Below are 25,895 nucleotides of genomic sequence, written 5' to 3'. Positions count from 1 at the left end.
TACCTGGCTGCCAGCAAAGCCTGATTAAACTCCCTGCAACGCAAGCACCACGACTTGCCCGATAACAACAAGAAAGGTACTCCGATGAACGCGATCACCCGTCTCGCTACTGCCGTTTCTCTCGCCTCGTTGTTCCCACTCACTGCCCTGGCAGCCGACTCCAAAGGTACGGTCGAAGTCGTGCACTGGTGGACGTCCGGCGGCGAGGCTGCGGCCGTGAAGGTTCTGCGTGAGCTGGTCGAGAAGGACGGCTTCACCTGGAAGGACAGCGCCGTGGCCGGTGGCGCAGGCTCTGCCGCGATGACCGTGCTGAAGACCCGTGTGGTTTCCGGCAATCCGCCCGGCGCCGCGCAGATCAAGGGGCCGGATCTGCAGGAGTGGGGTGCGCTGGATCTGCTCAGCCCGCTGGATGATGTCGCCAAGGCCAACAACTGGGACGGGCTGCTCTCCAAGACCGTCTCCAACACCATGCAATACGACGGTCATTACGTGGCCGTGCCGGTGAACATCCACCGCGTCAACTGGCTGTGGATCAACCCCGAAGTATTCAAGAAGGCCGGTATCGAGAAGCCTCCAACCACCCTCGACGAGCTCTATGCCGCTGGCGACAAACTCAAGGCCGCTGGTTTCGTGCCTCTGGCCCATGGTGGCCAGCCGTGGCAGGACAGCACCGTATTCGAAGGGCTGGTGCTCGGCATCATGGGGGCCGATGGCTATCACAAGGCGTTCGTCGAGAACGACGAGGCGACCCTCACCAGTGCGCAGATGACCGAAGTGTTCACCGCCCTGAAAAAGCTTTCCACCTATATGGACGACAACCGCGCTGGTCGTGACTGGAACCTGGCCACGGCCGAGGTCATCGATGGCAAGGCCGGTATGCAGATCATGGGCGACTGGGCCAAGAGCGAGTGGACGGCCGCCGGCAAGGTCGCGGGCAAGGACTACCAGTGCGTACCGATGCCCGGTACTGCCGGCAGCTACACCTACAACATCGACTCCATGGCCATGTTCAAGCTCAAGAACGAAGGTGACGTCGCCGCCCAGCACGCACTGGCGCGTATCGCGCTGGAGCCCGAGTTCCAGTACGTTTTCAACGAGAACAAGGGCTCGATTCCGGTACGTTCCGATCTGGACATGAGCAAGTTCGACAGCTGCGCCCAGGCCTCCATGAAGGATTTCCAGGAAGCCGACGAGAACGGCAAGCTGGAGCCGAGCATGGCCCACAGCATGGCCACCAACCTGGCGGTGCAGGGTGCGATCTTCGATGTGGTGACCAACTTCATGAGCGAGAAGAACGCCGACCCGAGCAAGGCCGGCGCGCAGATCTACGCCGCGATCAAGTCCGCTCAATAGGCGTGATGCGGGCCGCCATCGACGGCCCGCGCATCTTTCCCAAGCCCACCTGCGACAGGCGTTCAGCGCTGTCGTAGGCGGCGTTCGACCCGAATTTCATCTTCACACTGGTAATGCCCGATGAGTGTCACGACGGTAATCGGCAAGGCTTCACCCTTCGACGCGCTGCAGCGCTGGCTACCCAAGCTGGTGTTGGCGCCGAGCATGCTGGTGGTGCTGGTCGGCTTCTACGGCTACATCCTCTGGACGCTGGTGCTGTCGTTCACCAACTCCAGCTTCATGCCCAGCTACAAGTGGGTTGGTCTGCAGCAGTACGTGCGGCTGATGGACAACGACCGCTGGTGGGTGGCGAGCAAGAACCTGATGGTGTTCGGCGGCATGTTCATCGGCATCAGCCTGGTCATCGGCGTGTTGCTCGCGGTGTTGCTGGATCAGCGCATTCGTCGTGAAGGTTTCATCCGCACCATCTATCTGTATCCCATGGCGCTGTCGATGATCGTCACCGGTACCGCCTGGAAGTGGCTGCTCAACCCCGGCCTCGGGCTGGACAAGATGCTGCGCGACTGGGGCTGGGAAGGCTTTCGCCTGGACTGGCTGGTGGATCAGGATCGGGTCGTCTACTGCCTGGTGATCGCTGCCGTGTGGCAGGCCTCGGGCTTCGTCATGGCGCTGTTCCTGGCGGGGCTGCGCAGCGTCGATCAATCGATCATCCGGGCGGCCCAGGTGGACGGCGCCAGCCTGCCGACCATCTACCTGCGCATCGTGCTGCCGAGTCTGCGGCCGGTGTTCTTCAGCGCGGTGATGATCCTCGCCCATATCGCCATCAAGAGCTTCGACCTGGTGGCGGCGATGACTGCGGGCGGTCCCGGCTACGCCTCCGATCTGCCGGCGATGTTCATGTACAACTTCACCTTCAGCCGCGGCCAGATGGGCATCGGCTCGGCCAGCGCGATGATGATGCTCGGCGCGATCCTGGCGATTCTGGTGCCCTATCTCTACTCGGAACTGCGGGGTAAACGCCATGACTAGAGCCTTCAGCCCAAGCCGTGTGGCGATCTACGCCACCCTGCTGTTCGCCGCGGCGCTGTACCTGGTGCCGCTGATCGTGATGCTGCTGACCAGCTTCAAGACCCCCGAGGATGTGCGTGCCGGTAACCTGCTGTCCTGGCCCGAAGCGTTCACCCTGATCGGCTGGGTCAAGGCCTGGGATGTGGTCGGTGGCTACTTCTGGAACTCGGTGAAGATCGCCGTGCCGGCCGTGCTGATTTCCACGGCGGTCGGCGCCCTGAATGGCTACGTGCTGTCGATGTGGCGCTTCCGTGGCTCGCAGCTGTTCTTCGGCTTGTTGCTGTTCGGCTGCTTCCTGCCGTTCCAGACGGTGTTGCTGCCAGCCTCGTTCACCCTCGGCAAGTTCGGCCTGGCGAATACCACCACGGGCCTGGTGCTGATCCACGTGGTCTATGGCATCGCCTTCACCACGCTGTTCTTCCGCAACTTCTACGTCAGCGTGCCGGATGCCCTGGTCAAGGCGGCGCGCCTAGACGGTGCCGGCTTCTTCACCATCTTCGGGCGCATCCTGCTGCCCATGTCGCTGCCGATCATCATGGTCTGCCTGATCTGGCAGTTCACCCAGATCTGGAACGATTTTCTGTTCGGTGTGGTGTTCGCCAGTGGCGACGCGCAGCCGATCACCGTGGCCCTCAACAACCTGGTGAACACCAGCACCGGGGCCAAGGAATACAACGTGGACATGGCCGCGGCGATGATCGCCGGGCTGCCGACCCTGCTGGTGTACATCGTGGCGGGCAAGTATTTCCTGCGCGGCCTCACGGCCGGTGCGGTCAAGGGTTGAAAGCTGCGCTTTCAACGTGGAGAGAAGTAAATGGCAACGCTTGAACTGCGCAACGTCAACAAGTCCTACGGCAGTGGCCTGACGGACACCCTCAAGAGCATCGACCTGAAGATCGATGCCGGGGAATTCCTGATCCTGGTCGGCCCCTCGGGCTGCGGCAAATCCACCCTGATGAACTGCATCGCCGGGCTGGAGAGCATCAGCAACGGCGCGATCCTGGTCGACGACGCCGACATCAGCGGCATGAGCCCCAAGGATCGTGACATCGCCATGGTGTTCCAGTCCTACGCGCTGTACCCGACCATGAGCGTGCGCGACAACATCGCCTTCGGTTTGAAGATGCGCAAGATGGCACCGGCTGCCATAGACGAAGAAGTGGCACGGGTGGCCAAGCTGCTGCAGATCGAGCACTTGCTGGGGCGCAAGCCCGGTCAGCTTTCCGGTGGCCAGCAGCAGCGCGTGGCCATGGGCCGGGCGCTGGCGCGGCGGCCGAAGATCTACCTGTTCGACGAGCCTCTTTCCAACCTCGACGCCAAGTTGCGGGTGGAGATGCGCACCGAAATCAAGCTGATGCATCAGCGCCTGAAGACCACCACGGTGTACGTCACCCACGACCAGATCGAGGCCATGACCCTCGGCGACAAGGTGGCGGTGATGAAGGAGGGCGTGATCCAGCAATTCGGCACGCCGCAACAGATCTACAACGACCCGTCCAACCTGTTCGTGGCCAGCTTCATCGGCTCGCCGCCGATGAATTTCGTGCCCGTGCAATTGCAGCGGCGTGCTGGCCAGGTATGGGCCAGCCTGACCTCGTCGGGCGGCCGCTGCGAACTGCCGCTCGGCTACTTGCCCGAAGGCGCCGAGCAACGCACGTTGCTGCTCGGTATCCGTCCCGAACAGATTCAGCCGGCCAGCGCATCCGGCCAGGAGGCTTCACTGCCGGCCGTGGTCGAGGTCACCGAACCCACCGGCCCGGACACCCTGGTCTTCGTCAGCGTCAATGACAGCAAGCTGTGCTGCCGCCTGGCGCCGGATCAGGCACCAGAGGTCGGGCAGAGCGTCGAGCTGCATATCGATGCATCGCGGGTACTGCTGTTCGATGCCGACAGTGGCGAGCGCGTGCGTCCCGAAGCCCATGTCCCCCACAGAGCAATGTCACTCAGCTCAAGAATCATTGAAAAGGAGTCGGTCTCGCGAGCGCCGTCCTGGCCTCGGTTGTCCTGATGCCGGCATGCAAAGCGGTAACAACAATAAAAACAGCAGGAGAGGGTATGAAACGATCAACGGGTATCGGTCTGGCCATGGCGTTGGGTTCCCTGACGTTACCGGCCACGGGAATGGCGCTGGAGTTCAGCGGCTATGTGCGCAGCGGTGTCGGCAGTGCCGACGGCAACGGCCGACAGTCATGCTTCCAACTGCCGGGGGCGCAGTCCAAGTATCGTCTGGGTAACGAGTGCGAGCAGTACGCCGAGCTGGATCTGCGCCAGGATCTGTTCACGCTCGACGATGGTTCGGTGCTGAGCATCGAGGGCATGGCGCAGCTCTTCAACGAGTATGGCCACACGCCGAAATTCACTGGCGATCACGGTACCGCCCGGATGAACCAGATGTACGCCGAATGGAGCAACATGCCGGCGCTCAACGGCGGCTCGCTGTGGGCCGGGCGACGTTTCTACAAACGAAACGACATCCATATCTCCGACTTCTACTACTGGAACCAGAGCGCTACCGGTTTCGGTATCGACGAGATGAAGATCGGCGATTACAAGTACAGCTACGTGTTCTCTCGCAAGGACAGCTACGACCAGAAGCAGTACATCAACCGCCATGACTTCAACGTCGGTGGCTTCACGCCCAATCCGGGCGGTGAGATCGAGGTTGGCGTCAGCTACATCGACAAGCCCGACAGCGATGATGCGCACAGCGGCTGGGCGGTGACGGGTCAGCATGTGCAGAAGAACTTCCTCGGGCTCGGTGGTGACAACAAGCTTGCGCTGCAATATGGCGAGGGGCCAGGAACCGGCCTGGGCTACACCGGCGATCCGACCCTTGATGGCAGCGCCAAGAGCTGGCGTGTCGTCGAGTTCTTCGACTTCCAGGTGACGCCGCGCCTAGGTGGGCAGGTTCAGGCTGTTTACCAGAAGGACAAGCGTGATGACGGTGCGGATCAGGACTGGTGGTCGGTGGGCGGGCGTACCAGCTACGCCTTCACGCAGCAGTTCAAGCTGGTTGGCGAGATCGGCCATGATCAGGTGGACGCCACCGGCGGTACGCGCAAACTGACCAAGTTCACCGTCGCCCCGACTTGGTCGCCAGCCGGCCCTGGTTTCTGGGAGCGCCCGGAAATCCGTCTGTACTACACCTACGCCAGCTGGAACCGCGCCGCGCAGGAAGCGGCGAACCTGCTTGCAGAAGGTTCTGCACTGTCCGACACCGGCGCCTTCGGCAGCTCGCGCAATGGTTCCAATTTCGGCGTGCAGGTGGAGTATTGGTGGAAATGATGGTCAGGCGTGCCGTTTCGTAGGGTGGGTTAGTGGCGCCATTGCGGGAATTGTTGGTAACTGCGGTAGTGGCGCGCCGCGTAACCCATCAGGCGGTATTCGGTGATGCCTGGTGGGTTACGGCGCACCGTGAAATTGTGCTGTCGTCATGTTCGGCAGCAGGCGCCTAACCCACCCTACGATCCGCTTGCAGCTTGCGGCTGTTTAGATTGGCTCTTCGCTGGCCGGATAGCGGCTGGCGTTGAGGCTTTCCTTGATCTTGCGCAGATGGGGTTGGAAATCCACTCCGCGGCGCAGGGTCATGCCCGTGGCGAGCACGTCGAGCACGGTGAGCTGGATGATCCGCGAGGTCATCGGCATGTAGATGTCGGTGTCCTCGGGCAGTGGGATGTCCAGGCTCAGGGTGCTGGTCTGCGCCAGGGGCGAGCCGGCGGCGGTCAGGCCGAGTACCGAAGCACCGTTTTCCCGTGCCAGGCGCGCCACTTCGACCAGTTCGCGAGTGCGTCCGGTGTAGGAAATGATCACGAACAGGTCGCCGGTGTGGGCCACCGAGGCCAGCATGCGCTGCATCAGCACGTCGGCGTGGGCGGACACCGCGAGGTTGAAGCGGAAGAACTTGTGCTGGGCATCCAGCGCCACCGGCGCCGAAGCGCCGAGGCCGAAGAAGTGGATCTGCCGTGCCTGGATCAGCAGATCGACGGCGCGGCTGATCAGTTGCGGATCGAGGCTCTGGCAGGCGCTGTCCAGCGAGGCGATGGCACTGCCGAAGATCTTGCGGGTATAGGCTTCGGGGCCATCATCCGCTTCCACCGCACGGCTGACATACGCCGCGCCGCTGGCCAGGCTCTGTGCCAGCTGCATTTTCAGCTCGGGATAGCCGTTGACGCCGAAGGAACGGCAGAAACGATTCACCGTCGGTTCGCTGACCTGCGCAGCCTGGGCGAGGGCGGCGATACTCAGGCGGGTGGCCTGCTGCGGATTGTGCAGTATCACTTCGGCGACCTTGCGTTCGGCCTTGTTCAGGCTGTCGAGGCGGCCCTGGATCTGCTCGAGAAGATTGCGCACGCGATCCATTATTGTCCTTGTCCGATGAAATGCCGGGTTAATCCTAGGGTCTGTTGCCGTTTCAGCACAAGCCGCGTTGCTGCGCAAAATCCCGCCAGGCTAGGCGGAGGACGCAGGGAATGGCATTCCCTTTTCAAGTCCTCCAACAACGCATGGCGGGATTTTGCGCGCAACCCGAAGGGCCGGGCCCGTTTTGCCGCGACGCTGCGTTTCTCGCCGGCTCATTTAGCCAGCTAAACTTCGCGGCTCGTGCCTTGCCTCGCGGCAAAACGGGCTCCGGCGCGGTCGCGCTGAAACGGCAACAGACCCTCAACCTGCTCTTGTCTACTGGCTATCGTTAACCGCAGTCTATAAAAATGTTGTTTTTATTACTACATTTCCGGTTGCAGAATTGGCGGTTAACCGCTATCAATAGGGTAACTTGTTAGAAGAACAAAGATCATGTCTGTGACTCCCGTTGAGCCTTGTACCTTCGCTTTGTTCGGCGCCCTGGGCGACCTGGCACTGCGCAAGCTGTTCCCAGCACTCTATCAGCTCGATCGCGCCGGGCTGCTGCACGAGGATACCCATCTCCTCGCTCTGGCACGCGAAGGCGGTGATCCCGCCACGCACCTGAGCGCCATCGACAATCACCTGCGCCGCTACCTGCCGGCCAACGAGCTGGACGAGGCGGTGATGCAACGCTTCCAGGCGCGTTTGCGTTACCTGAGCATGGAATTCCTGCCGCCCGACGGCTACCCGCAACTGGCCGAAGCGGTTGGCAGCGGACGCCAGTTGATCGCCTATTTCGCCACGCCAGCCTCGGTGTATGGCGGCATCTGCACCAACCTGGCAGCGGTCGGCCTGGCCGAAGGTACGCGGGTCGTTCTGGAAAAACCCATCGGTCATGATCTGGAATCCTCCCGAGCGGTCAACGACGCAGTGGCGGAGTTCTTTCCAGAGACCCAGGTCTATCGGATCGACCACTATCTGGGCAAGGAGACGGTGCAGAACCTGATCGCCCTGCGCTTCGCCAATAGCTTGTTCGAGACCCAGTGGAACCAGAACCACATCACCCATGTGGAAATCACCGTGGCGGAGAAGGTCGGCATCGAAGGCCGCTGGGGTTACTTCGACAAGGCCGGGCAACTGCGCGACATGATCCAGAACCACCTGCTGCAGTTGCTCTGCCTGATCGCCATGGATCCGCCAGGCGATCTCTCCGCGGATGCCATCCGCGACGAGAAGGTCAAGGTGCTCAAGGCGCTGGAGCCGATGACTGCCGAGCAGCTCTCTCGCCATGTGGTACGTGGGCAGTACGTAGGCGGCACCAGTGACGGAAAACCGGTTCCCGGCTACCTGGAGGAAGAGAATTCCAACGCCCGCAGCGACACCGAAACCTTCGTCGCGCTGCGTGCCGATATCCGCAACTGGCGCTGGGCCGGCGTGCCGTTCTACCTGCGTACCGGCAAGCGCATGGCGCAGAAGCTGTCGCAGATCGTCATCCACTTCAAAGAGCCGCCGCACTACATCTTTGCGCCCGAACAGCGCCAGTTGATCGGCAACAAGCTGATCATCCGCCTGCAGCCGGACGAGAGCATTTCCCTGCAGGTGATGACCAAGGATCAGGGGCTGGACAAAGGCATGCAGTTGCGTAGCGGCCCGTTGCAACTGAATTTCTCGGCGACGTACGGCAGCTCGCGCATTCCCGATGCCTACGAGCGGTTGCTACTGGAGGTCATGCGTGGCAATCAGAACCTGTTCGTGCGCAAGGATGAAATCGAGCATGCCTGGCAATGGTGCGATCAACTGATCGCCGGCTGGAAGAAACTCGGCGACCCACCCAAACCGTACGTCGCCGGCACCTGGGGGCCGATGAACTCCATCGCCCTGATCACTCGCGACGGGAGGGCCTGGTATGGCGATCTCTGACCTCGAATTCCCAGTGGGTGTGGTCGCTCGTAGCCACAGCGACTCACAGCATCTGGCCACATCTCTGGCGCAGGCCGTTGCCGATGCATTACGCGATGCCATCGATAGCCATGACCACGCTACGCTGGTGGTGTCTGGCGGACGTAGCCCGATCGCCTTCTTCAAGGCGTTGGCCCAGCAGCCATTGCCCTGGGCGAAGGTGCTGGTGAGCCTGGCCGATGAGCGTTGGGTGCCGGTTAGCCACGCCGACAGCAATGAGGCGCTGGTGCGTCAGCACCTGTTGCAGGGGCCGGCAGCCGAAGCGCGACTGCTTGGCCTGTACCATAGTGCCGGCAGCCTCGAGGAGGCGGCCAGGCTGACCGAACAAACGCTGAGCGACCTGCCACCCATCGATGTACTGGTGCTGGGCATGGGCAATGACGGGCATACCGCTTCGCTGTTTCCCGACAGCCCGAGTCTGCATGAAGCGCTGCAGGACGATTGCCCGCGCCGTTGCCTGCCGATGCTGGCACCCTCGGTACCGCATCAGCGCCTGACCCTGACTCTGCCGCTGCTCAAGGCCGCACGTCTGCCGCTGCTGGCGATCGAGGGGCAGGGCAAGTTGAGCGTGCTGGAGCAGGCGCTACAACACCGTGACCACAAAAAAATGCCGATCAGCGCGTTTCTTGGCGCGCCTTTAGAAATTTACTGGTGCCCTTAGGCCAAAAGGATCAAAAGACATGACACACGCCATCAGCCGCCCAAACCCAACCATGGCTGAGAAGATCGCCAGCATCGACGCGCTCTGCGCTCGGGCGCGCATCATGCCGGTGATCACCATCGCCCGCGAGGAAGACATTCTGCCGCTGGCCGATGCCCTGGATGCCGGCGGCCTGCAGGTGCTGGAAATAACCCTGCGTTCGGCGCACGGGCTGACCGCCATCCGCCGCCTGCGCGAAGAGCGTCCGCACCTGTGTGTCGGTGCCGGCACGGTACTCGATCGACACATGCTCGATGCGGTGGAGAAGGCCGGCGCACAGTTCATCGTCAGCCCTGGCTCCACCGATGAACTGCTGCGCGCCGCCCTCGACAGCCCGGTACCGATGCTGCCCGGCGTGTCCAGCGCCTCGGATCTCATGATCGGTTACGCCCTGGGCTATCGCCGCTTCAAGTTGTTCCCTGCCGAGATCTGTGGCGGCACTGCCGCGCTCAAGGCTCTTGGCGGCCCATTCGGGGATGTGCGTTTCTGCCCCACTGGCGGGGTCAATCCGGACAACCTGCAGCGTTACATGGCCCTCGCCAACGTGATGTGCGTAGGCGGCAGCTGGATGCTGGACAGCTCCGCTGGCTGGGACAGCGTTCGTCGTACCAGCGCCGAGGCACTGGCGCTGCTGAATTGAGCGAACATACCTCGTCATAGCCCGCGCCGTGGGGCCGGGCCTCTTTGCGTTCAGGAACTCTCATGTCCCGTCCATTCGACCCCGCTGCGCTGTTTCCCCGTCTGCACGATATCCCCGAAGCCTACCGTCCCGATGCCCCGGTCGAGCAACGCGAATACCTGGTCGGTGGCGAGCTACGCCACTGGCAAGGACCGCTGGCTCAGGTACACAGCCCGATCTACCTCGTCGAAGATGACGGCGAGCGTCAGGTGGTGCTCGGTAGTACGCCGCTGCTGGACGCCGATGCCGCCCTGGCCGCGCTGGATGCCGCCGTCGCGGCTTATGATCACGGCCAGGGGCTGTGGCCGAAGCTGCGCGTAGCCGAGCGCATCGCTCATGTGGAAGCCTTCCTGACGCGCATGCGCGAACAGCGTACGGCAGTGGTCAAGCTGCTGATGTGGGAGATCGGCAAGAACCTCAAGGACTCCGAAAAGGAGTTCGACCGTACCTGCGATTACATCGTCGACACCATCGGTGCGCTCAAGGAGCTGGATCGTCGCTCCAGCCGTTTCGAACTGGAGCAGGGCACGTTGGGGCAGATCCGCCGCGTGCCACTGGGTGTGGCGCTGTGCATGGGACCGTACAACTACCCGCTGAATGAAACCTTCACCACGCTGATCCCGGCACTGATCATGGGAAATACGGTGGTGTTCAAGCCGGCCAAGTTCGGCGTGCTGCTGATGCGCCCGCTGCTGGAAGCGTTTCGCGACAGCTTCCCGCCGGGCGTGATCAACATCATCTACGGCCGTGGACGCGAAACGGTCAGTGCCTTGATGGAAAGCGGCAAGGTCGATGTGTTCGCCTTCATCGGCACCCACAAGGGCGCCAGCGACCTGAAGAAACTGCACCCCAAACCGCACCGCCTGCGCGCGGCGCTGGGCCTGGATGCCAAGAACCCGGGCATCGTGCTGCCCGATGTGGATCTCGACAACGCGGTGAGCGAGGCACTGACCGGCACGCTGTCGTTCAATGGCCAGCGCTGCACGGCGCTGAAGATTCTTTTCGTCCATGAGGACGTATTGCAGCCGTTCCTCGACAAATTCAGTGCCGGCCTTGCCACGCTCAAGCCGGGCATGCCCTGGGAGCCCGGTGTCGCCCTGACGCCCCTGCCCGAGCCGGGCAAAGTGGATTACCTGAAAACGGTCATGGCCGATGCCATCGACAAGGGTGCGAAGATCATCAACCCGGGCGGCGGCGAACACCGCGAGAGCTTCTTCTACCCGGCGTTGCTGTGCCCGGTGAGTCCGCAGATGCGCCTGTATGGTGAAGAGCAGTTCGGCCCCTTGGTGCCGGTGGTGCCGTATCGCGATGTGAAAGAGGTGATCGACTACGTGCTGCAGTCGGATTTCGGCCAGCAGCTCAGCCTGTTCGGCAACGACCCGCAGCAGATCGGTCGCCTGGTCGACGCCTTCGCCAACCAGGTTGGGCGCATCAATATCAACGTTCAGTGCCAGCGCGGGCCGGATACCTTCCCGTTCAACGGGCGCAAGGATTCCGCCGAAGGCACGCTGTCGGTGCACGACGCCCTGCGTACCTTCTCCATCCGCACCCTGGTAGCGACCCGTTTCACGGAGGACAACAAGGCGCTGGTCAGTGAGGTGATCCGCCAGCGCTCGTCGAATTTCCTGACCACCGATTACATTTTCTGAGAGCCTGTTCGACGTCTCGCGAGCTGGAGCAATGCAAACGCGCAGCAGACTTTGAGCAGCTTCTGAGGTTCTCTGCATGACACTCAACATCAGCAAAGACACGCGCCTGTGCATGTCACTGTCCGGCCGCCCCGGAAATTTCGGTACGCGTTTCCAGAATTACCTGTATCAGGCGTTGGAGCTGGACTACCTCTACAAGGCGTTCACCACCACGGATCTGCCGGCTGCCATCGCTGGTATCCGCGCACTGGGCGTTCGCGGGTGTGCGGTGTCGATGCCGTTCAAGGAAGCCTGCATCGAGCACCTCGACGCCCTGCACGAATCGGCGGCGACGCTGCAGTCGGTCAACACCATCGTCGCGGATGATGGCCACCTGACCGGCTACAACACCGACTACAGCGCGGTGGTGCATCTGCTCGAACAGCACGGCGTGCCCAGCGACATCCGCTACGCCCTGCGCGGTAGCGGCGGCATGGCCAAGGCGGTGGCCTGCGCGTTGCGCGACAGCGGCTTCGGCAACGGCAGCATCGTCGCCCGTAACGAGGTGGCGGGCAGGGCATTGGCACAGCAGTGCGGCGTTGATTGGCGCCCGGCACTGGATGGACAGGGCGCCGATCTGCTGGTCAATGTCACACCTCTGGGCATGCGCGGCCCGGAGGCCGAGCAACTGGCTTTCGACGAACGCGCCGTCGCTTCTGCGCAGTGGGTCTTCGACGTGGTTGCCGTGCCGGTGGAAACCCCGCTGATCCGGCTGGCCCGTTCCCTGGACAAGCCTGTGATCACCGGCGGCGAAGTGATCGTGTTGCAGGCCGTGGAGCAGTTTGCCTTGTACACCGGCGTGCGGCCCGATGCCGAGTTGATCGCGCGCGCCGCACGCTTTGCCCTGGCCGAATAGCGCGTCTGTGGGGCGATACGTGTAGGCGCGTCGACCTCGGCGCGAACGATGGTGGCCGTACCGCGAGTTTTGCGTGGGTCAGAAGACGATTCGCCGCGGGGGTGTCGTAAGAATCGGAGCTGCCCCAGCCCGCCAGCCTGTCGTTCACCTTCACGGCCTGACTTGGCACCGCCGATTTAAAGTTTGCACTTTCCGTTTCCTTGCTCAGTCGTAAAAGAGGTAGGGCATGGCGCTGCGACGAACGCTCTGCCAGACGCTGGCTTCGCCGCAGCGCCATGCCCTGCATCCGAACGGATGCCTGCACAGGCTTCTGATGCCTGGCGTGCCACTTCGAGTGGCTCGCCGACAGATACGCAAGGAGATAGCCATGGGCTTGGGAACCATACTGCTGATCATTTTGATCCTCATGCTGATTGGTGCCATCCCGGCATGGCCGCACAGCCGCAGCTGGGGCTACGGGCCCACTGGTGGGCTTGGGCTGGTGCTGGTCATCGTGCTGGTGCTGTTGCTACTCGGCTACCTATGAGCCAGCGCCTACATCTTTGATGTAGGTAGTCACCGTCGGCGGCGCTCGCCGCTGACGGCTGAGCTGGTCAAGGCCAGTTTCCGATTGTCCTTTCTCTCCCCTGTTTTCATTTCCGGAGGTCGCCTGCTTGGATCTGGTGATTGCACGGCCTGAAGGTCTGTACTGTCCTCCCGGAGATTTCTATATTGACCCCTGGCGCCCCGTTGAGCGGGCCGTCATCACCCATGGCCACGGTGACCATGCCCGTGCAGGCAGCACCCATTATCTGGCCGCCGCGCCGGGTGAGGGCATCCTGCGAACCCGCCTGGGTCGCGATATCAACCTGCAGACCCTGGCCTATGGCGAGCCCATCGATCACCACGGCGTCACCCTGAGCTTTCATCCCGCCGGCCATGTGCTGGGCTCGGCCCAGGTACGCCTCGAGTATCGCGGCGAAGTCTGGGTGGCGTCTGGCGACTACAAGGTGGAGCCGGACGGTACCTGCGATCCCTTCGAACCGGTGCGCTGCCACACCTTCATCACCGAATCCACCTTTGGCTTGCCGATCTATCGCTGGCAACCCCAGGCGCAGATCTTCGCTGGCATCAATGATTGGTGGCGACTGAATCAGCAAGCCGGGCGGGCCAGCGTGCTGTTCTGCTACGCCTTCGGCAAGGCCCAGCGAATCCTGCACGGTATCGATGCGAACATCGGGCCGATTCTCGGTCACGGCTCCATGGAACCCTTGCATCAGGTCTATCGTGATGCTGGCGTTTACCTGCCCGAAACGCGCTATGCCGGTGGGGTGGCAAAGGGCGACCCGCTGCTGCGCCAGGCCCTGATTCTGGCGCCGCCTTCGGCAGGCGGTAGCACCTGGATGCGCCGCTTCGGGGACTACAGCGATGCGTTCGCCAGCGGCTGGATGCTGCTGCGTGGCACGCGTCGGCGGCGCGGTGTCGACCGCGGCTTCGTGCTCTCCGACCACGCCGACTGGCCCGGCCTGCTATGGGCTATCGAGCAGACCGGTGCCGAGCGGGTCATGGTCACCCATGGTTCGGTGAACATTCTGGTGCGTCACCTGCGCGAGCAGGGCCTCGATGCTCAGGCCTTCGAAACCGAGTACGGCGAGGAAGACGATGCGGCTGCGGAGCCAGCGGCATGATCGCCTTCGCGCAGCTCTACGCGCGCCTCGATGCCACCACTTCGAGCAATGCCAAGCTCGCGGCGCTGCAGGATTATCTGCGCGGCGCCGAACCGGCCGATGCGGCCTGGGCGGTGTACTTTCTCGCCGGTGGCCGCCCGCGGCAACTGGTGCCTTCGCGTCAACTGCGCGAACTGGCCATGCAGCGGGCCGGCCTTTCTCCCTGGCTGTTCGAAGAAAGCTACTCGGCGGTCGGCGACCTGGCCGAAACCATTGCACTGTTGCTGCCGGAGGCGACCAGCACCTCCCGGGATGGGCTGGCGGTGTGGGTCGAAGACAAACTGTTGCCGCTGCGTGGCCTGCCGCCGGACGAGCTCGCGCTGCGCCTCGATACGCTCTGGGCGCAGCTCGATCCGCAGTCGTTGATGGTCAGCATCAAGTTGATCACCGGGGCTTTTCGGGTCGGTGTTTCCAGGCTGCTGGTAACCCGCGCCCTGGCGAGTATTGCCGAGGTCGACGCCAAGCGCGTCGCTCAGCGTCTGGTGGGCTATACCGACCTGTCGTACCGGCCCACGGCTGCATCCTACAAGCGCCTGATCGCCGCCGAGTCGGATGACGAACACGCCCAGCGCGGTGGTCAGCCCTATCCGTTCTTTCTCGCCCATCCGCTGCAGCGCCCACTGGAGGAGTTCGAAACCAGCCTGGGGTCGCCCGCCGACTGGCTGATCGAATGGAAGTGGGATGGAATCCGCGCGCAACTGGTCAAGCGCGACGGCCAGTTATGGGTCTGGTCACGGGGTGAAGAGTTGATCAGCGAGCGTTTTCCCGAATTGCAGGCGTTGGCGCCATCGCTGCCGGACGGCACGGTGATCGATGGTGAACTGGTGGTCTGGCGCCACGCACCAGAGGCCACCGCTCAGCAGGGCGAGTTGATGGCCCATGCTGCCGAGGAGTCTCCCGAGCGGCTGAACGACCAGGTCGAAGCGCAGCTCGAGCAATACGGTATTCAACCCTTCGCGCTGTTGCAGCAGCGCATCGGCCGCAAGACCCTGAGCCGCAAGCTGCTCGACGAGGTGCCAGTCGCCGTGCTGGCCTACGACCTGCTGGAGTGGCGGGGGGATGATTGGCGCATGCGCCCGCAGCACGAACGACGCGCTCAGTTGGAACATGTGCTGGCCACGTGCGCCAGCCCGCGTCTGATGCCATCGCCACTGCTGCACGGGGATAGCTGGCAGGCGCTGGCCGAACAGCGCGAGGCCTCACGCGCTCTGGGCGTGGAAGGCATGATGCTCAAGGCGCGTGAGTCCGCTTACGGAGTGGGGCGTAGCAAGGATGTCGGCGTCTGGTGGAAGTGGAAGATCGACCCGTTGAGCGTCGATGCCGTGCTGATCTACGCCCAGCGAGGGCATGGCCGGCGAGCCAGCCTGTACAGCGACTACACCTTCGCCGTATGGGACGGTGCGCCAGGCGATCCCGAGCGGCACCTGGTGCCCTTCGCCAAGGCCTATTCCGGGTTGACCGACGAGGAAATGCGCAAGGTCGACGCCATCGTGCGCAAGACCACGGTGGAGAAATTCGGCCCGGTGCGCAGCGTGACGCCAAGCCTGGTGTTCGAACTGGGCTTCGAAGGGATCGCCCGTTCCCCGCGTCACAAGAGTGGCATCGCCGTGCGCTTTCCGCGCATGTTGCGCTGGCGCCATGACAAGACGGTGGAGGAGGCCGACACCCTGGCGCTGCTGCAGGAGTTGCTGCAATGAGCCTGGCGAGTACCTGGCTGCGCCGCAACGGCTGGAAGGCTTTCGATTTTCAGAAGGAGGTGTGGCAGGCGGTCGCCGAGGGACGTAGCGGCCTGCTGCATGCGTCGACCGGCGCGGGCAAGACTTATGCCGTATGGCTGGCGGCGCTCAATCGCTTCGCCGGTAAAGGCGCGCCGAAGAAGGCGGTAAGCGGCAAGCGTGCGCCGCCGGTCGTGCCACTCACCGTACTCTGGATCACGCCGATGCGTGCCCTGGCCGCCGACACCCAGCGCGCTTTGCAGGCGCCGCTGGATGGCCTGGAGATTCCCTGGAGCCTGGGCATGCGCACTGGCGATACCGGCAGCGCAGAGCGTCAGCGCCAGGCACGCCGGCTGCCGTCCGCCTTGGTCACCACTCCCGAAAGCCTGACCCTGCTGCTGACCGGCAGTGATGCGAAAGCGCAGTTCGCCCATGTGGGCATGCTGGTGGTGGATGAGTGGCATGAACTGCTCGGCAACAAGCGCGGCGTGCAGTTGCAATTGGCTCTCGCGCGGCTGCGGCAGTGGAACCCGCAACTGATCGTCTGGGGGCTGTCGGCCACGCTCGGCAATCAGCCGCATGCCATGGAGGTTCTGCTACCGGACGGCGGCGGTTGCCTGGTGCGCGGCGAGCTGGGCGCTGCGCCACAAATCGATACGCTGCTGCCGGCGGCGATGGAGCGCTTTCCCTGGGCTGGCCACCTGGGCTTGCGGCTATTGCCCCAGGTCGTCGAGGAGCTGGAAAGCAGCAGCGTCACCCTGGTCTTCACCAACACCCGCTCGCAGTCCGAGCTCTGGTACCAGGCGCTGCTCGAAGCGCGACCGGACTGGGCCGGGTTGATCGCGCTGCACCATGGTTCGCTGGCGCGCGAAGTCCGCGACTGGGTCGAGACAGGGCTCAAACAGGGCATGTTGAAAGCTGTGGTCTGCACCTCCAGCCTGGATCTGGGGGTCGACTTCCTGCCCGTCGAGCGGGTCTTGCAGATCGGCTCGGCCAAGGGCGTAGCCCGCCTGCTGCAACGCGCCGGGCGTTCCGGCCATGCGCCGGGGCGTACGTCGCGTATCACACTGGTGCCGACACATGCCCTTGAGTTGATCGAAGCCATAGCCGTGCAAGATGCCGTGGCGGCTGGGCGCATCGAGGCTCGCGAGTCGCCGTATCAGCCGCTGGACGTGCTGGTTCAGCATCTGGTCAGCGTGGCCCTGGGCGGCGGCTTTCGCCCCGATGAATTGCTGCGCGAAGTGCGCAGTACCTGGGCGTATCGTGATCTCGATGACGCGCAGTGGCGCTGGGCGCTGGCGTTCGTGCGTCAGGGTGGTGAGTCGCTCAGTGCCTATCCCGATTATCAGCGTGTGGCGCCGGACGAGGAGGGCGTCTGGCGCGTGCCCAGCCCTCGCCTGGCACGGCGCCACCGGATGAGCGTGGGCACCATCGTCAGCGACGCCAGCCTGGCTGTGAAGTGGTGGAGCAAGGGCGGCAGCGGTGGATCTCTGGGCAGCATCGAGGAGGGCTTCATCGCTCGCCTGCGCCCAGGCGACGTGTTTCTGTTCGGCGGGCGACCCCTGGAGCTGGTGCGTGTGGAGAACATGACGGCCTATGTGCGCCGCAGCAACGCGAGCAAAGCCAGTGTGCCGCGCTGGAACGGTGGGCGCATGCCGCTCTCCAGCGCGCTGACTGAGGCCGTGGTGGCGCGTTTCGGTGAAGCGGCTCAGGGACGCTTCGATGGGCCGGAAATGCGCATACTGCAGCCGCTGCTGGAGGTACAGGCGCAGTGGTCGGCACTGCCGGCGCCAGGCACCTTGCTGGCTGAAACCCTGCATTCGCGCGAAGGCTGGCACTTGTTCCTGTATCCCTTCGCCGGGCGCAATGTGCACCTGGGGCTGGCCAGTCTGCTGGCCTGGCGACTGGGCCAGCGGCAGCCGCTGAGCTTTTCCATCGCCGTCAACGACTACGGCCTGGAGTTGCTGTGTGCCAGCGAGGTGGATTGGACGGGCCTGCTCGGCGGCGATCTGTTCGGCGATCACGATCTGCTGCATGACGTGCTTGCCAGCCTGAACGCTGGCGAACTGGCTCAGCGGCGTTTTCGCGAGATCGCCCGTATCGCCGGCCTGGTGTTCGGCGGTTACCCCGGTGCGGGCAAGAGCCTGCGTCAGGTGCAGGCCTCCAGCGGGCTGTTCTTCGACGTGTTCCGCCAGTACGACCCGGACAACCTGCTGCTCACCCAGGCGCACGATGAAGTGCTCAGCCAGGAACTGGATGTCAGTCAGTTGCAGCGCACCCTGGCCGATATGCGCGCGGCGCGTCTGAACCTGCATGCATTGCGCCGGGCGACGCCGCTAGCCTTTCCGCTGATGGTCGAGCGCTTCCGTGAGCGGCTCAGTTCGGAAAAGCTCGCCGACCGCATCGCCCGCATGCTTGGCGAACTGGAACGTGCCGCAGGGCCGGGCGGGCAGGCCATCACCGAACCGCTGATCGAAGTCGAACCGGCGATTCGCCGTGGCGAACGCAAGCGCAAGGACGGCCGCCCTCGGAGCAAGGCCAGGGGCAATGAGGCATGAGTGGTACGCCTTACCTGACCGTGGAGATTGCTGGTGAAACGCTCTGGTTGTTGGCGGGCAAGGCGCTGTACTGGCCCGCCGAGCAGGCCCTGCTGATTGCCGACGCGCATTTTGGCAAGGCCGCCACCTATCGCACCCTGGGCCAGCCAGTACCGCAGGGCACCACGGCTCGTAATCTGCAACGGCTGGATGACATGCTGGCGAGCTACCCGACTCGCCGCCTGATCCTGCTGGGTGATTTTCTCCATGCGCGTCCTGCGCGCGTCGGTAGCACTCTGGCGGCATTGCAGTCGTGGCGTAAGCGGCATGCCGAGCTGAAGATCCTGCTGGTACGTGGCAACCATGACCGTAGTGCCGGCGATCCACCGGCTGATCTGGGCGTCGAGGTGGTGAGCGAGCCCTGGCGTTTTGGCCCCTTCGCGCTGTGTCATGAACCTTTGGAGTGTCCGGGCCTGCACGTGCTGGCCGGGCATCTGCATCCGGTATTCGTGCTGCGCGGCCGGGGTCGCGATCGTGTGCGCATGCCGTGCTTCAGCGTGGAAGAAAACATCACGCTGTTGCCGGCCTTCGGTGAGTTCACCGGTGGTATGGCCATCGAGGCGGCGCCAGGGCGAGCGATCTATGGCACGCTGGATGACGGCGTCTGGCTGCTTAGCCCGGGCTGATGCGGTTTTATGTCGCAGTGCGAAATCTGACGCCTCGCAAAACCTATCCTTGTAGTGATCGTATGTAATTGAAAATTAATATTTTATGTCTCGTTTACCTGTCCTTTTGCGGATGCTTTCCGCTACCCGGCTGAACAATCGACACGGGTCGTTCTAGTTATTTGTTTTCCTGCCGATAGAATGCCTGCCGCTTAAATCCGCTGGGTCATAAAAACAATTCTCCAGCTACATGCAATCCCTTCAAAAAAGGTCGGAGAACACTATGAACAGCTGGTTCGCCAATATCAGCGTCACCTTGAAACTTGCCTTGGGCTTCGGCCTCGTGCTGGTTCTCACCTGCGTACTCGCGCTGGCTGGTTGGACCAGCCTGGGCAGCCTGATTCAGCGGAGCGACTGGATGACGGAAATCTCCCGTCTCAACGACACGCTGACCGATTTGCGCATTACCCGTTTGCAATACATGTTGACGAACGGTGACGAGAAAGCCGCCGAACCCGTGCAGAAAGCGTTGGATGGCTTCAAGGCGCAACATGCCGAAGTATTGGCGATGTTCAAGAGCCCTGAAAACGTTCGCCGACTGCAGGCGCAGGGTACGCAGATCGATGCGTATCAGCTATCGCTGAACAAGATGCGCAGCGGTTATCGCGCCGCCGATGAGGCGCGTCAGGAAATGACCCGCAATGCGGTGACCGCCGGCCAGTTGGTCGATGAGATCAACAGCGCCGTGGTGAGTCTGCCGCTGTATGACGAAAGCCGCGCTGCCCAGTTCGAGGCGGTCACCAAGGTGAAGGAAGGGTGGCAGATGGTGCGCTATCAGGTGCGTGGCTACACTGCCAACCCCGGCACCGAATCCGAGCGCCTGGCAATCACCCAGATCGATTCGACCATCGCCGATCTCGGTCAACTTCGCCAGGCGTTCGCTGCCGAGCATTCGCAGCGAGTCAGCCAGGTCAGCACAGCGCTGGAAAATTACCGTACAGCGGTCATGACGTTCAAGGCGACCATCGAAACCATCGCCGCGGCGCGCAAGGAGCTGACCGAGCAAGGCTACGAGATCGTCAAGTTGAGCAAGGAGCTCACCGCCATCCAGCTGGAGCGCCGTGACAGCGAAAGTGCTGCCGCCCGCACCCTGCAGCTCGGCGCTACGCTGCTGGCGCTGCTGGTCGGCATCCTCGCCGCCTGGTTGATTACCCGGCAGATCACCCGTCCGTTACAGGACACGCTGCTAGCGGTCGAGCGTATTGCCGGTGGCGATCTGAGCCAGACCCTGCAAGTGTCTCGTCGTGACGAAATCGGCGTGCTGCAGCAGGGCATTCAGCGCATGGGTACCACCTTGCGCGAACTGATCGGTGGCATCCGTGATGGTGTCACGCAGATCGCCAGCGCTGCCGAAGAACTGTCGGCGGTAACCGAGCAGACCAGTGCCGGGGTCAACAGCCAGAAGGTGGAAACCGATCAGGTGGCCACGGCCATGCATGAAATGTCCGCCACCGTGCAGGAGGTCGCACGCAATGCTGCCGATGCGTCCCAGGCTGCTTCCGATGCAGATCGTGAAGCTACCCAGGGAGATCGCGTGGTCGCTGAGGCTATCGCACAGATCGAACGCCTGGCCGCCGAGGTCAGCCGTTCCACCGAGGCGATGACCCACCTGCAGAGCGAGAGCAACAAAATCGGCAGCGTGATGGATGTGATCAAGGCGGTGGCCGAGCAGACCAATCTGCTAGCGCTGAACGCCGCCATCGAAGCCGCCCGTGCCGGCGAGGCGGGTCGCGGTTTCGCGGTGGTTGCCGACGAAGTCCGTGGTCTGGCGCAACGCACCCAGAAATCCACTGAAGAGATCGAAGGCCTGGTTGCCGGTCTGCAGCAGGGCACCCAGCAGGTGGCCAACATCATGCAGAGCAGCCGTGGCCTGACCGACAGCAGCGTTGAGCTGACCCGCAAGGCGGGTGGTTCACTGGAAAGCATCACCCGTACGGTGTCGAACATCCAGTCGATGAACCAGCAGATAGCCGCCGCGGCCGAGCAGCAGAGCGCCGTGGCCGAGGAAATCAGCCGCAGTATCCTCAACGTACGCGATGTGTCGGAACAGACCGCCGCCGCGAGCGAGGAAACCGCCAAGTCCAGCGTCGAGCTGGCCCGCCTGGGTAACCAGCTGCAGATGATGGTCAGCCATTTCCGCGTCTGATCAACCGGCGTCTGTTGAAATGAGAAAGGCCGTTGCCCCGGGGCAACGGCCTTTTTTCGTCATGGGCACTGGCTGTCGTATGAGCCACGCCCTTCTAGTGGGTCGCGATCCAGATCAGCAGGCCGGCCTGAAACAGACTGAATGCCACCAGGCAGGCGATGGTGAAGCGCAGGCCGCCGTCTTCGCGCTTGAGCTGTTCGAGGCGTTCATGCTGCTTGCGCAATTGCAGATCCTGCTCGTGCAGGTTCTGATCCGCCTGCTGCAGCATCTGCGCGGCGTCCAACTGCTCGATGAACATGACCTTTTCGCCGTTCCAGTCGCTGTGCAGGGCGCTGAGACGCGGCGCGCTGTAGTGCGCCTTGAGTTGACCGTCCTGATAGTCGACGGCGAAACCCTGGGCTTTCAGGCAATGATCGCGACGTGCACGGGCTTCTTCGTTCAAGGCATCGCGGCTCGGCAGCGGGCCGGTTTCGACGGTGTAATGGGCGCAATGCTGTTTGGCCCATGCGGCTGCCTGGGCCAGCAGAAAGCGGCCGAGACCACGGTTCTGCGGCTCCAGGCTCAGGCCGCTGTCCGGGCCGAAGCGGGCTTCCTTGTTGCGGTGGTCGAGCCAGAGCTCCAGCACGTTCTGTTCTTTGCGGACTTTCTGCCCCGGCAATTGCAGGCTCAGGCGCAGCAGGCTTTGCTCTTTGCTATGCCGCTCGACCCGCCCGAACTGCACGAAACGCAGCGGCCGCACGCCGGTGTGGCGGTCGATGGGCAAGGGGGCCAGGCGCAGCAGGCGAAAGTGCTCGGGGCCAAGCGTCGCCCACGGATGGGACGGCTCGGCCTGTTCGGTTTCCGGCGCGGCGACGGCTGGCGTTTCGCTGTCGGTCATGGTGCATTCCTCGAAAAGCCACCGCGAAGTTGAGCGCTGGCGTAGGGCCTGTTGCGCTGAAACGGCAGCAGACCCTAATGGCTATCGGCAGCAATATCGGTTTCTACAGGCGGTAATGCCTGAATGAAACTGACGATACGGCTGGTGAGGCCACGAGCCAAGGGCAAGTCCGGATTATCGTAGGAAGCCAGTTGCGCCTCGAAATCCATCGGCACGATGCGCATCACATGGTTCATGCCCGTGACGATCTGCAACTGAGCGTCCGGATTGGCCGCATGCAGCACCTCGGCATCCTGCACGCTGACCTGGATATCGTGGCTGCCCTGGACGATCAGCGCCGGTACGCGCACTCGGGCAAAAGCAGCGGCCGGATCCTGGCGGAACAGCGAAATCAGGTAGGGCTGCACGCTGGTGCGGTACAGCACGGTCAGTTCGTCCGACACCTCGGCAACCTGACGGCCCTCGCGCAGGGCTTCGAGCAAAGCGTCGCTCTCGGCGCGCAGACGCGGCGGCAGGCGGTTGCGCAGTTGCTCCTGGAGCAACTGATCGATGGGGCGGGCGCTGCCGGCGATGGACACCAACGCATCGGCGTCGGCTTCGGGGGCTGCAAGGCTGGCGATCAACGCGCCTTCGCTATGGCCGATCAGGATGACGTGGCTGAAGCGTTTGTCCTGATGCAGCTTGCGGCTCCAGGCCACCACATCGGCGACGTAGCGTTCGACACTCAGGTCGCGTTCATGGGGCGTGGCGGCATGGCTGGCAGCGATGCCGCGCTTGTCGTAACGCACGCTGGCGATGCCTTGCTGGGCCAGCGCCTGGGCCAGTTTGCGATGGGCATCGTTATGCCCGCCGCCCGGGTTGTTGCCGTTGCGGTCGGTTGGCCCTGAACCGGCCACCAGCAGCACCACCGGTACGGCCTCGGTACGTTGCGGCAGCACCAGAGAGCCATGCAGCACGCCCTGGCCGGTATCCAGGCTGACCTGCTCGCGCAGGATGGGGGTTGCCTGAACCAGGCCGGTGAAGAGGGATAGGGTCAAGAGCAGGGCTCGCAGCATGATAGGAACAGGTCTGTGATGGGGTTCGTTGGACGCTGGCGATTGGCCAAAGGTTCGCTCGCGGGTGATCTCCGCAGTTGCGACGGAGTATACTCAGCGGCTTTCCTCTTGGGCCTGCCTTTTCGCCGCAGGCTGCTGATCGAACTTACGTGGAGCCTCGCGCAATGTCCGGCAATACCTTCGGCAAGCTGTTCACCGTCACCACGGCCGGCGAGAGTCACGGCCCGGCGCTGGTCGCCATCGTCGACGGCTGCCCGCCTGGGCTGGACATTTCCCTGGATGACCTGCAGCGTGACCTCGACCGCCGCAAGCCCGGCACCAGCCGCCACACCACCCAGCGTCAGGAAGCCGACGAGGTGGAAATCCTCTCCGGGGTGTTCGAAGGCAAGACCACGGGGTGCGCCATCGGCCTGCTGATCCGCAATACCGACCAGAAGTCCAAGGACTATTCGGCGATCAAGGATCTGTTCCGCCCAGCGCATGCCGACTACACCTACCACCACAAGTACGGTATCCGCGACTACCGTGGCGGTGGCCGCAGCTCGGCGCGGGAAACCGCGATGCGCGTGGCCGCCGGTGCCATCGCCAAGAAGTACCTGGCCAGCCAGGGCATCGTCATCCGTGGCTACATGAGCCAGCTCGGGCCCATCGAAATTCCGTTCAAGACCTGGGACTCGGTAGAGGAAAACGCCTTCTTCAGCCCCGACCCGGACAAGGTGCCGGAGCTGGAGGCCTACATGGATCAGTTGCGCCGCGATCAGGATTCTGTCGGCGCGAAGATCACCGTGGTCGCCGAAGGCGTGATGCCGGGTCTCGGCGAGCCGATCTTCGACCGTTTGGACGCCGAGCTGGCCCACGCGCTGATGAGCATCAACGCGGTCAAGGGGGTGGAGATCGGCGCCGGTTTCGCCTCGGTGGCGCAGCGCGGTACAGAACACCGTGACGAGCTGACCCCGCAAGGTTTCCTGTCCAATCATGCCGGCGGCATTCTCGGCGGTATTTCCAGTGGCCAACCGATCGTCGCTCACCTGGCGCTCAAGCCGACCTCCAGCATCACCACGCCGGGTCGCTCCATCGACGTCGACGGCAACCCGGTGGATGTGATCACCAAGGGCCGTCACGATCCGTGTGTAGGCATCCGCGCCACGCCGATCGCCGAGGCGATGATGGCGATCGTGCTGATGGATCACCTGTTGCGCCAGCGTGCCCAGAATGTCGATGTGCGCGTGAGTACGCCGGTGCTGAAGCAGCTTTGAAACTCATGCGGCAAGTCATGAGCAGGGCTGTTGCTCTGCTTTTACTTGCGGCTTGAAGCTGGCGGCTTATGGCTGACTCCCTGCCTTACTGGCGCCTGTCCGGCTTCTACCTGTTCTACTTCGCGCTGCTCGGTGCCACGGCGCCGTTCCTGGGCCTGTATTTCGCACATCTGGGGTTCTCGCCGGCGCGTATCGGCGAACTGGTGGCCATCCCGATGCTGATGCGTTGCATCGCGCCGAATCTGTGGGGCTGGCTGGGCGATTACAGCGGCAGGCGCTTGTTGATCGTGCGCCTTGGTGCCTTGTGCACGCTGCTCAGCCTGAGCCTGATCTTCGTCAGCCAGAGTTACGCCTGGCTGGCCATGGTTATGGCTTTGCACGCGTTCTTCTGGCACGCGGTGCTGCCGCAGTTCGAGGTGATCACCCTGGCGCATCTGCGCGAGCAGTCGGCCCGTTATGCGCAGATCCGCCTGTGGGGCTCCATCGGCTTCATTCTCAGTGTGGTCGGCCTGGGCAAGGCCTTCGACTGGTTCAGCCTGGATATCTATCCCTGGGCGCTGTTGCTGATTATCACCGGCATCGCCCTGAGCAGCTTCTGGGTGCCGGACGCCCAGCCGCTGGCGTCTTCGCAATCGGTAAACCGCGGCGGCTTCGTGCAGCAACTGAAACAACCCGGCGTGCTGGCCTTTTACCTGTGCGTGGCGCTGATGCAGCTGTCCCACGGGCCGTACTACACCTTCCTCAGCATCCACCTGGAACAGCTCGGCTACAGTCGCGGGCTGATCGGCATGCTCTGGGCCCTGGGAGTGGTGGCCGAGGTGCTGATGTTCATGGGCATGGCACGCCTGCTCAGGCATTTCAGCGTGCGCCAGGTGCTGGTGGTCAGCTTCTTCATCGCCGCGCTGCGTTGGGTACTGATGGGCTTTCTGGCCGACCACCTGCTGGTACTGCTGTTCGCGCAATTGTTGCATGCGGCGACGTTCGGCAGCTTTCACGCCGCCTCGATCAGCTTCGTGCAACGCAGTTTCGGTGCTCGCCAGCAAGGGCAGGGACAGGCGCTGTATGCCTCTCTGGCCGGTATCGGCGGCGCCCTGGGCGCTCTGTATGCGGGTTACAGTTGGAAAGGGCTTGGCCCGGAGTGGACATTCGCCCTGGCGGGGCTGGCCGCATTGGCTGCAGCCGTTATCATGGCCAGACGCACAGCCGATCCGGCGCGACCATGATGGCTGCCTGA

Annotated in this window: 21 protein-coding genes; 18 read left to right on the top strand and 3 right to left on the bottom strand. The window is 63.2% G+C overall.

Annotated elements, in window-relative coordinates:
- The first annotated feature begins 84 nt into the window (after positions 1–84).
- From DNK06_RS18985 to DNK06_RS18965, 5 genes are all read left to right on the top strand, one after another.
- Positions 85–1,353 carry an ABC transporter substrate-binding protein gene (locus DNK06_RS18985; protein ID WP_131181560.1) on the top strand — a complete coding sequence of 423 codons (1,269 nt, stop codon included), beginning with the start codon at positions 85–87 and terminating at the stop codon, positions 1,351–1,353.
- 120 nt (positions 1,354–1,473) lie between these two features.
- Positions 1,474–2,382 (top strand): carbohydrate ABC transporter permease, encoded by a 909-nt coding sequence (locus DNK06_RS18980; RefSeq protein ID WP_131181559.1) that lies wholly within the window; start codon positions 1,474–1,476, stop codon positions 2,380–2,382.
- Entirely contained in the window at positions 2,375–3,205 is an 831-nt protein-coding gene (locus DNK06_RS18975; protein WP_131181558.1) for a carbohydrate ABC transporter permease, read from the top strand. The genes DNK06_RS18980 and DNK06_RS18975 overlap by 8 nt, the downstream gene beginning before the upstream one ends.
- Positions 3,206–3,235: 30 nt before the next feature.
- Entirely contained in the window at positions 3,236–4,429 is a 1,194-nt protein-coding gene (locus tag DNK06_RS18970; protein WP_242674722.1) for an ABC transporter ATP-binding protein, read from the top strand.
- A 77-nt stretch (positions 4,430–4,506) separates the two neighbouring features.
- Positions 4,507–5,706 (top strand): maltoporin, encoded by a 1,200-nt coding sequence (locus tag DNK06_RS18965; protein WP_423228071.1) that lies wholly within the window; start codon positions 4,507–4,509, stop codon positions 5,704–5,706.
- Positions 5,707–5,910: 204 nt separating this feature from the next.
- Here the strand turns inward: DNK06_RS18965 and DNK06_RS18960 are convergent, their stop codons facing one another.
- On the bottom strand, positions 5,911–6,780 hold the full coding sequence (locus DNK06_RS18960; protein ID WP_131181556.1) for a MurR/RpiR family transcriptional regulator: 870 nt from the start codon (positions 6,778–6,780) through the stop codon (positions 5,911–5,913).
- A gap of 432 nt (positions 6,781–7,212) precedes the next feature.
- Between DNK06_RS18960 and zwf the strand changes: the two genes are divergently transcribed.
- The 11 genes from zwf to DNK06_RS18900 all read left to right on the top strand — a co-directional run bounded on the left by zwf (position 7,213) and on the right by DNK06_RS18900 (position 21,473).
- On the top strand, positions 7,213–8,682 hold the full coding sequence (gene zwf / locus DNK06_RS18950; protein ID WP_131181554.1) for a glucose-6-phosphate dehydrogenase: 1,470 nt from the start codon (positions 7,213–7,215) through the stop codon (positions 8,680–8,682).
- Positions 8,669–9,382, top strand: coding sequence for a 6-phosphogluconolactonase (gene pgl / locus DNK06_RS18945; RefSeq protein ID WP_131181553.1), 714 nt, complete (start codon positions 8,669–8,671; stop codon positions 9,380–9,382). The genes zwf and pgl overlap by 14 nt, the downstream gene beginning before the upstream one ends.
- Positions 9,383–9,401: 19 nt before the next feature.
- Positions 9,402–10,061, top strand: coding sequence for a bifunctional 4-hydroxy-2-oxoglutarate aldolase/2-dehydro-3-deoxy-phosphogluconate aldolase (locus DNK06_RS18940; protein WP_131181552.1), 660 nt, complete (start codon positions 9,402–9,404; stop codon positions 10,059–10,061).
- 62 nt (positions 10,062–10,123) lie between these two features.
- Positions 10,124–11,749 carry an NADP-dependent glyceraldehyde-3-phosphate dehydrogenase gene (locus tag DNK06_RS18935; protein WP_131181551.1) on the top strand — a complete coding sequence of 542 codons (1,626 nt, stop codon included), beginning with the start codon at positions 10,124–10,126 and terminating at the stop codon, positions 11,747–11,749.
- 76 nt (positions 11,750–11,825) lie between these two features.
- Positions 11,826–12,644: a shikimate 5-dehydrogenase gene (locus tag DNK06_RS18930; protein ID WP_131181550.1), complete on the top strand. Its 819-nt coding sequence runs from the start codon at positions 11,826–11,828 to the stop codon at positions 12,642–12,644.
- A 367-nt stretch (positions 12,645–13,011) separates the two neighbouring features.
- A complete protein-coding gene (locus DNK06_RS18925) occupies positions 13,012–13,170 on the top strand; it encodes a DUF3309 family protein (RefSeq protein WP_131173629.1) in 159 nt (52 codons plus the stop codon).
- Between the two features lie 127 nt (positions 13,171–13,297).
- Positions 13,298–14,311, top strand: a complete 1,014-nt coding sequence (locus DNK06_RS18920) for a ligase-associated DNA damage response exonuclease (protein ID WP_131181549.1) — start codon at positions 13,298–13,300, stop codon at positions 14,309–14,311.
- Entirely contained in the window at positions 14,308–16,047 is a 1,740-nt protein-coding gene (locus DNK06_RS18915) for an ATP-dependent DNA ligase (protein ID WP_131181548.1), read from the top strand. Before DNK06_RS18920 ends, DNK06_RS18915 begins: the two co-directional genes overlap by 4 nt.
- The gene (locus DNK06_RS18910; protein ID WP_131181547.1) at positions 16,044–18,623 is read left to right on the top strand and encodes a ligase-associated DNA damage response DEXH box helicase; all 2,580 of its coding nucleotides are present in this window, start codon (positions 16,044–16,046) and stop codon (positions 18,621–18,623) included. Before DNK06_RS18915 ends, DNK06_RS18910 begins: the two co-directional genes overlap by 4 nt.
- Entirely contained in the window at positions 18,620–19,288 is a 669-nt protein-coding gene (pdeM, locus tag DNK06_RS18905; protein WP_131181546.1) for a ligase-associated DNA damage response endonuclease PdeM, read from the top strand. Before DNK06_RS18910 ends, pdeM begins: the two co-directional genes overlap by 4 nt.
- Positions 19,289–19,550: 262 nt before the next feature.
- Positions 19,551–21,473, top strand: coding sequence for a HAMP domain-containing methyl-accepting chemotaxis protein (locus DNK06_RS18900; protein WP_131181545.1), 1,923 nt, complete (start codon positions 19,551–19,553; stop codon positions 21,471–21,473).
- Between the two features lie 94 nt (positions 21,474–21,567).
- Here DNK06_RS18900 and DNK06_RS18895 read toward each other — a convergent pair whose 3' ends face one another.
- On the bottom strand, positions 21,568–22,350 hold the full coding sequence (locus DNK06_RS18895; protein ID WP_131181544.1) for a hypothetical protein: 783 nt from the start codon (positions 22,348–22,350) through the stop codon (positions 21,568–21,570).
- A 74-nt stretch (positions 22,351–22,424) separates the two neighbouring features.
- Positions 22,425–23,405 (bottom strand): alpha/beta hydrolase, encoded by a 981-nt coding sequence (locus tag DNK06_RS18890; protein WP_131181543.1) that lies wholly within the window; start codon positions 23,403–23,405, stop codon positions 22,425–22,427.
- Positions 23,406–23,569: 164 nt separating this feature from the next.
- On the opposite strand from DNK06_RS18890, the gene aroC reads away from it, so the two are divergent.
- Together aroC and DNK06_RS18880 are read left to right on the top strand one after the other, a co-directional pair.
- Entirely contained in the window at positions 23,570–24,661 is a 1,092-nt protein-coding gene (gene aroC, locus DNK06_RS18885; protein ID WP_131181542.1) for a chorismate synthase, read from the top strand.
- Between the two features lie 68 nt (positions 24,662–24,729).
- Complete coding sequence (locus DNK06_RS18880; protein WP_131181541.1) at positions 24,730–25,884, top strand: MFS transporter; 1,155 nt, start codon at positions 24,730–24,732, stop codon at positions 25,882–25,884.
- Positions 25,885–25,895: the final 11 nt, after the last annotated feature.

The sequence above is a fragment of the Phytopseudomonas daroniae genome (assembly GCF_004327285.1).
Taxonomy (GTDB): domain Bacteria; phylum Pseudomonadota; class Gammaproteobacteria; order Pseudomonadales; family Pseudomonadaceae; genus Aquipseudomonas; species Aquipseudomonas daroniae.
Note: the sequence above shows the minus strand (reverse complement) of the source record. Positions and strands in the feature narration are given on the sequence as shown.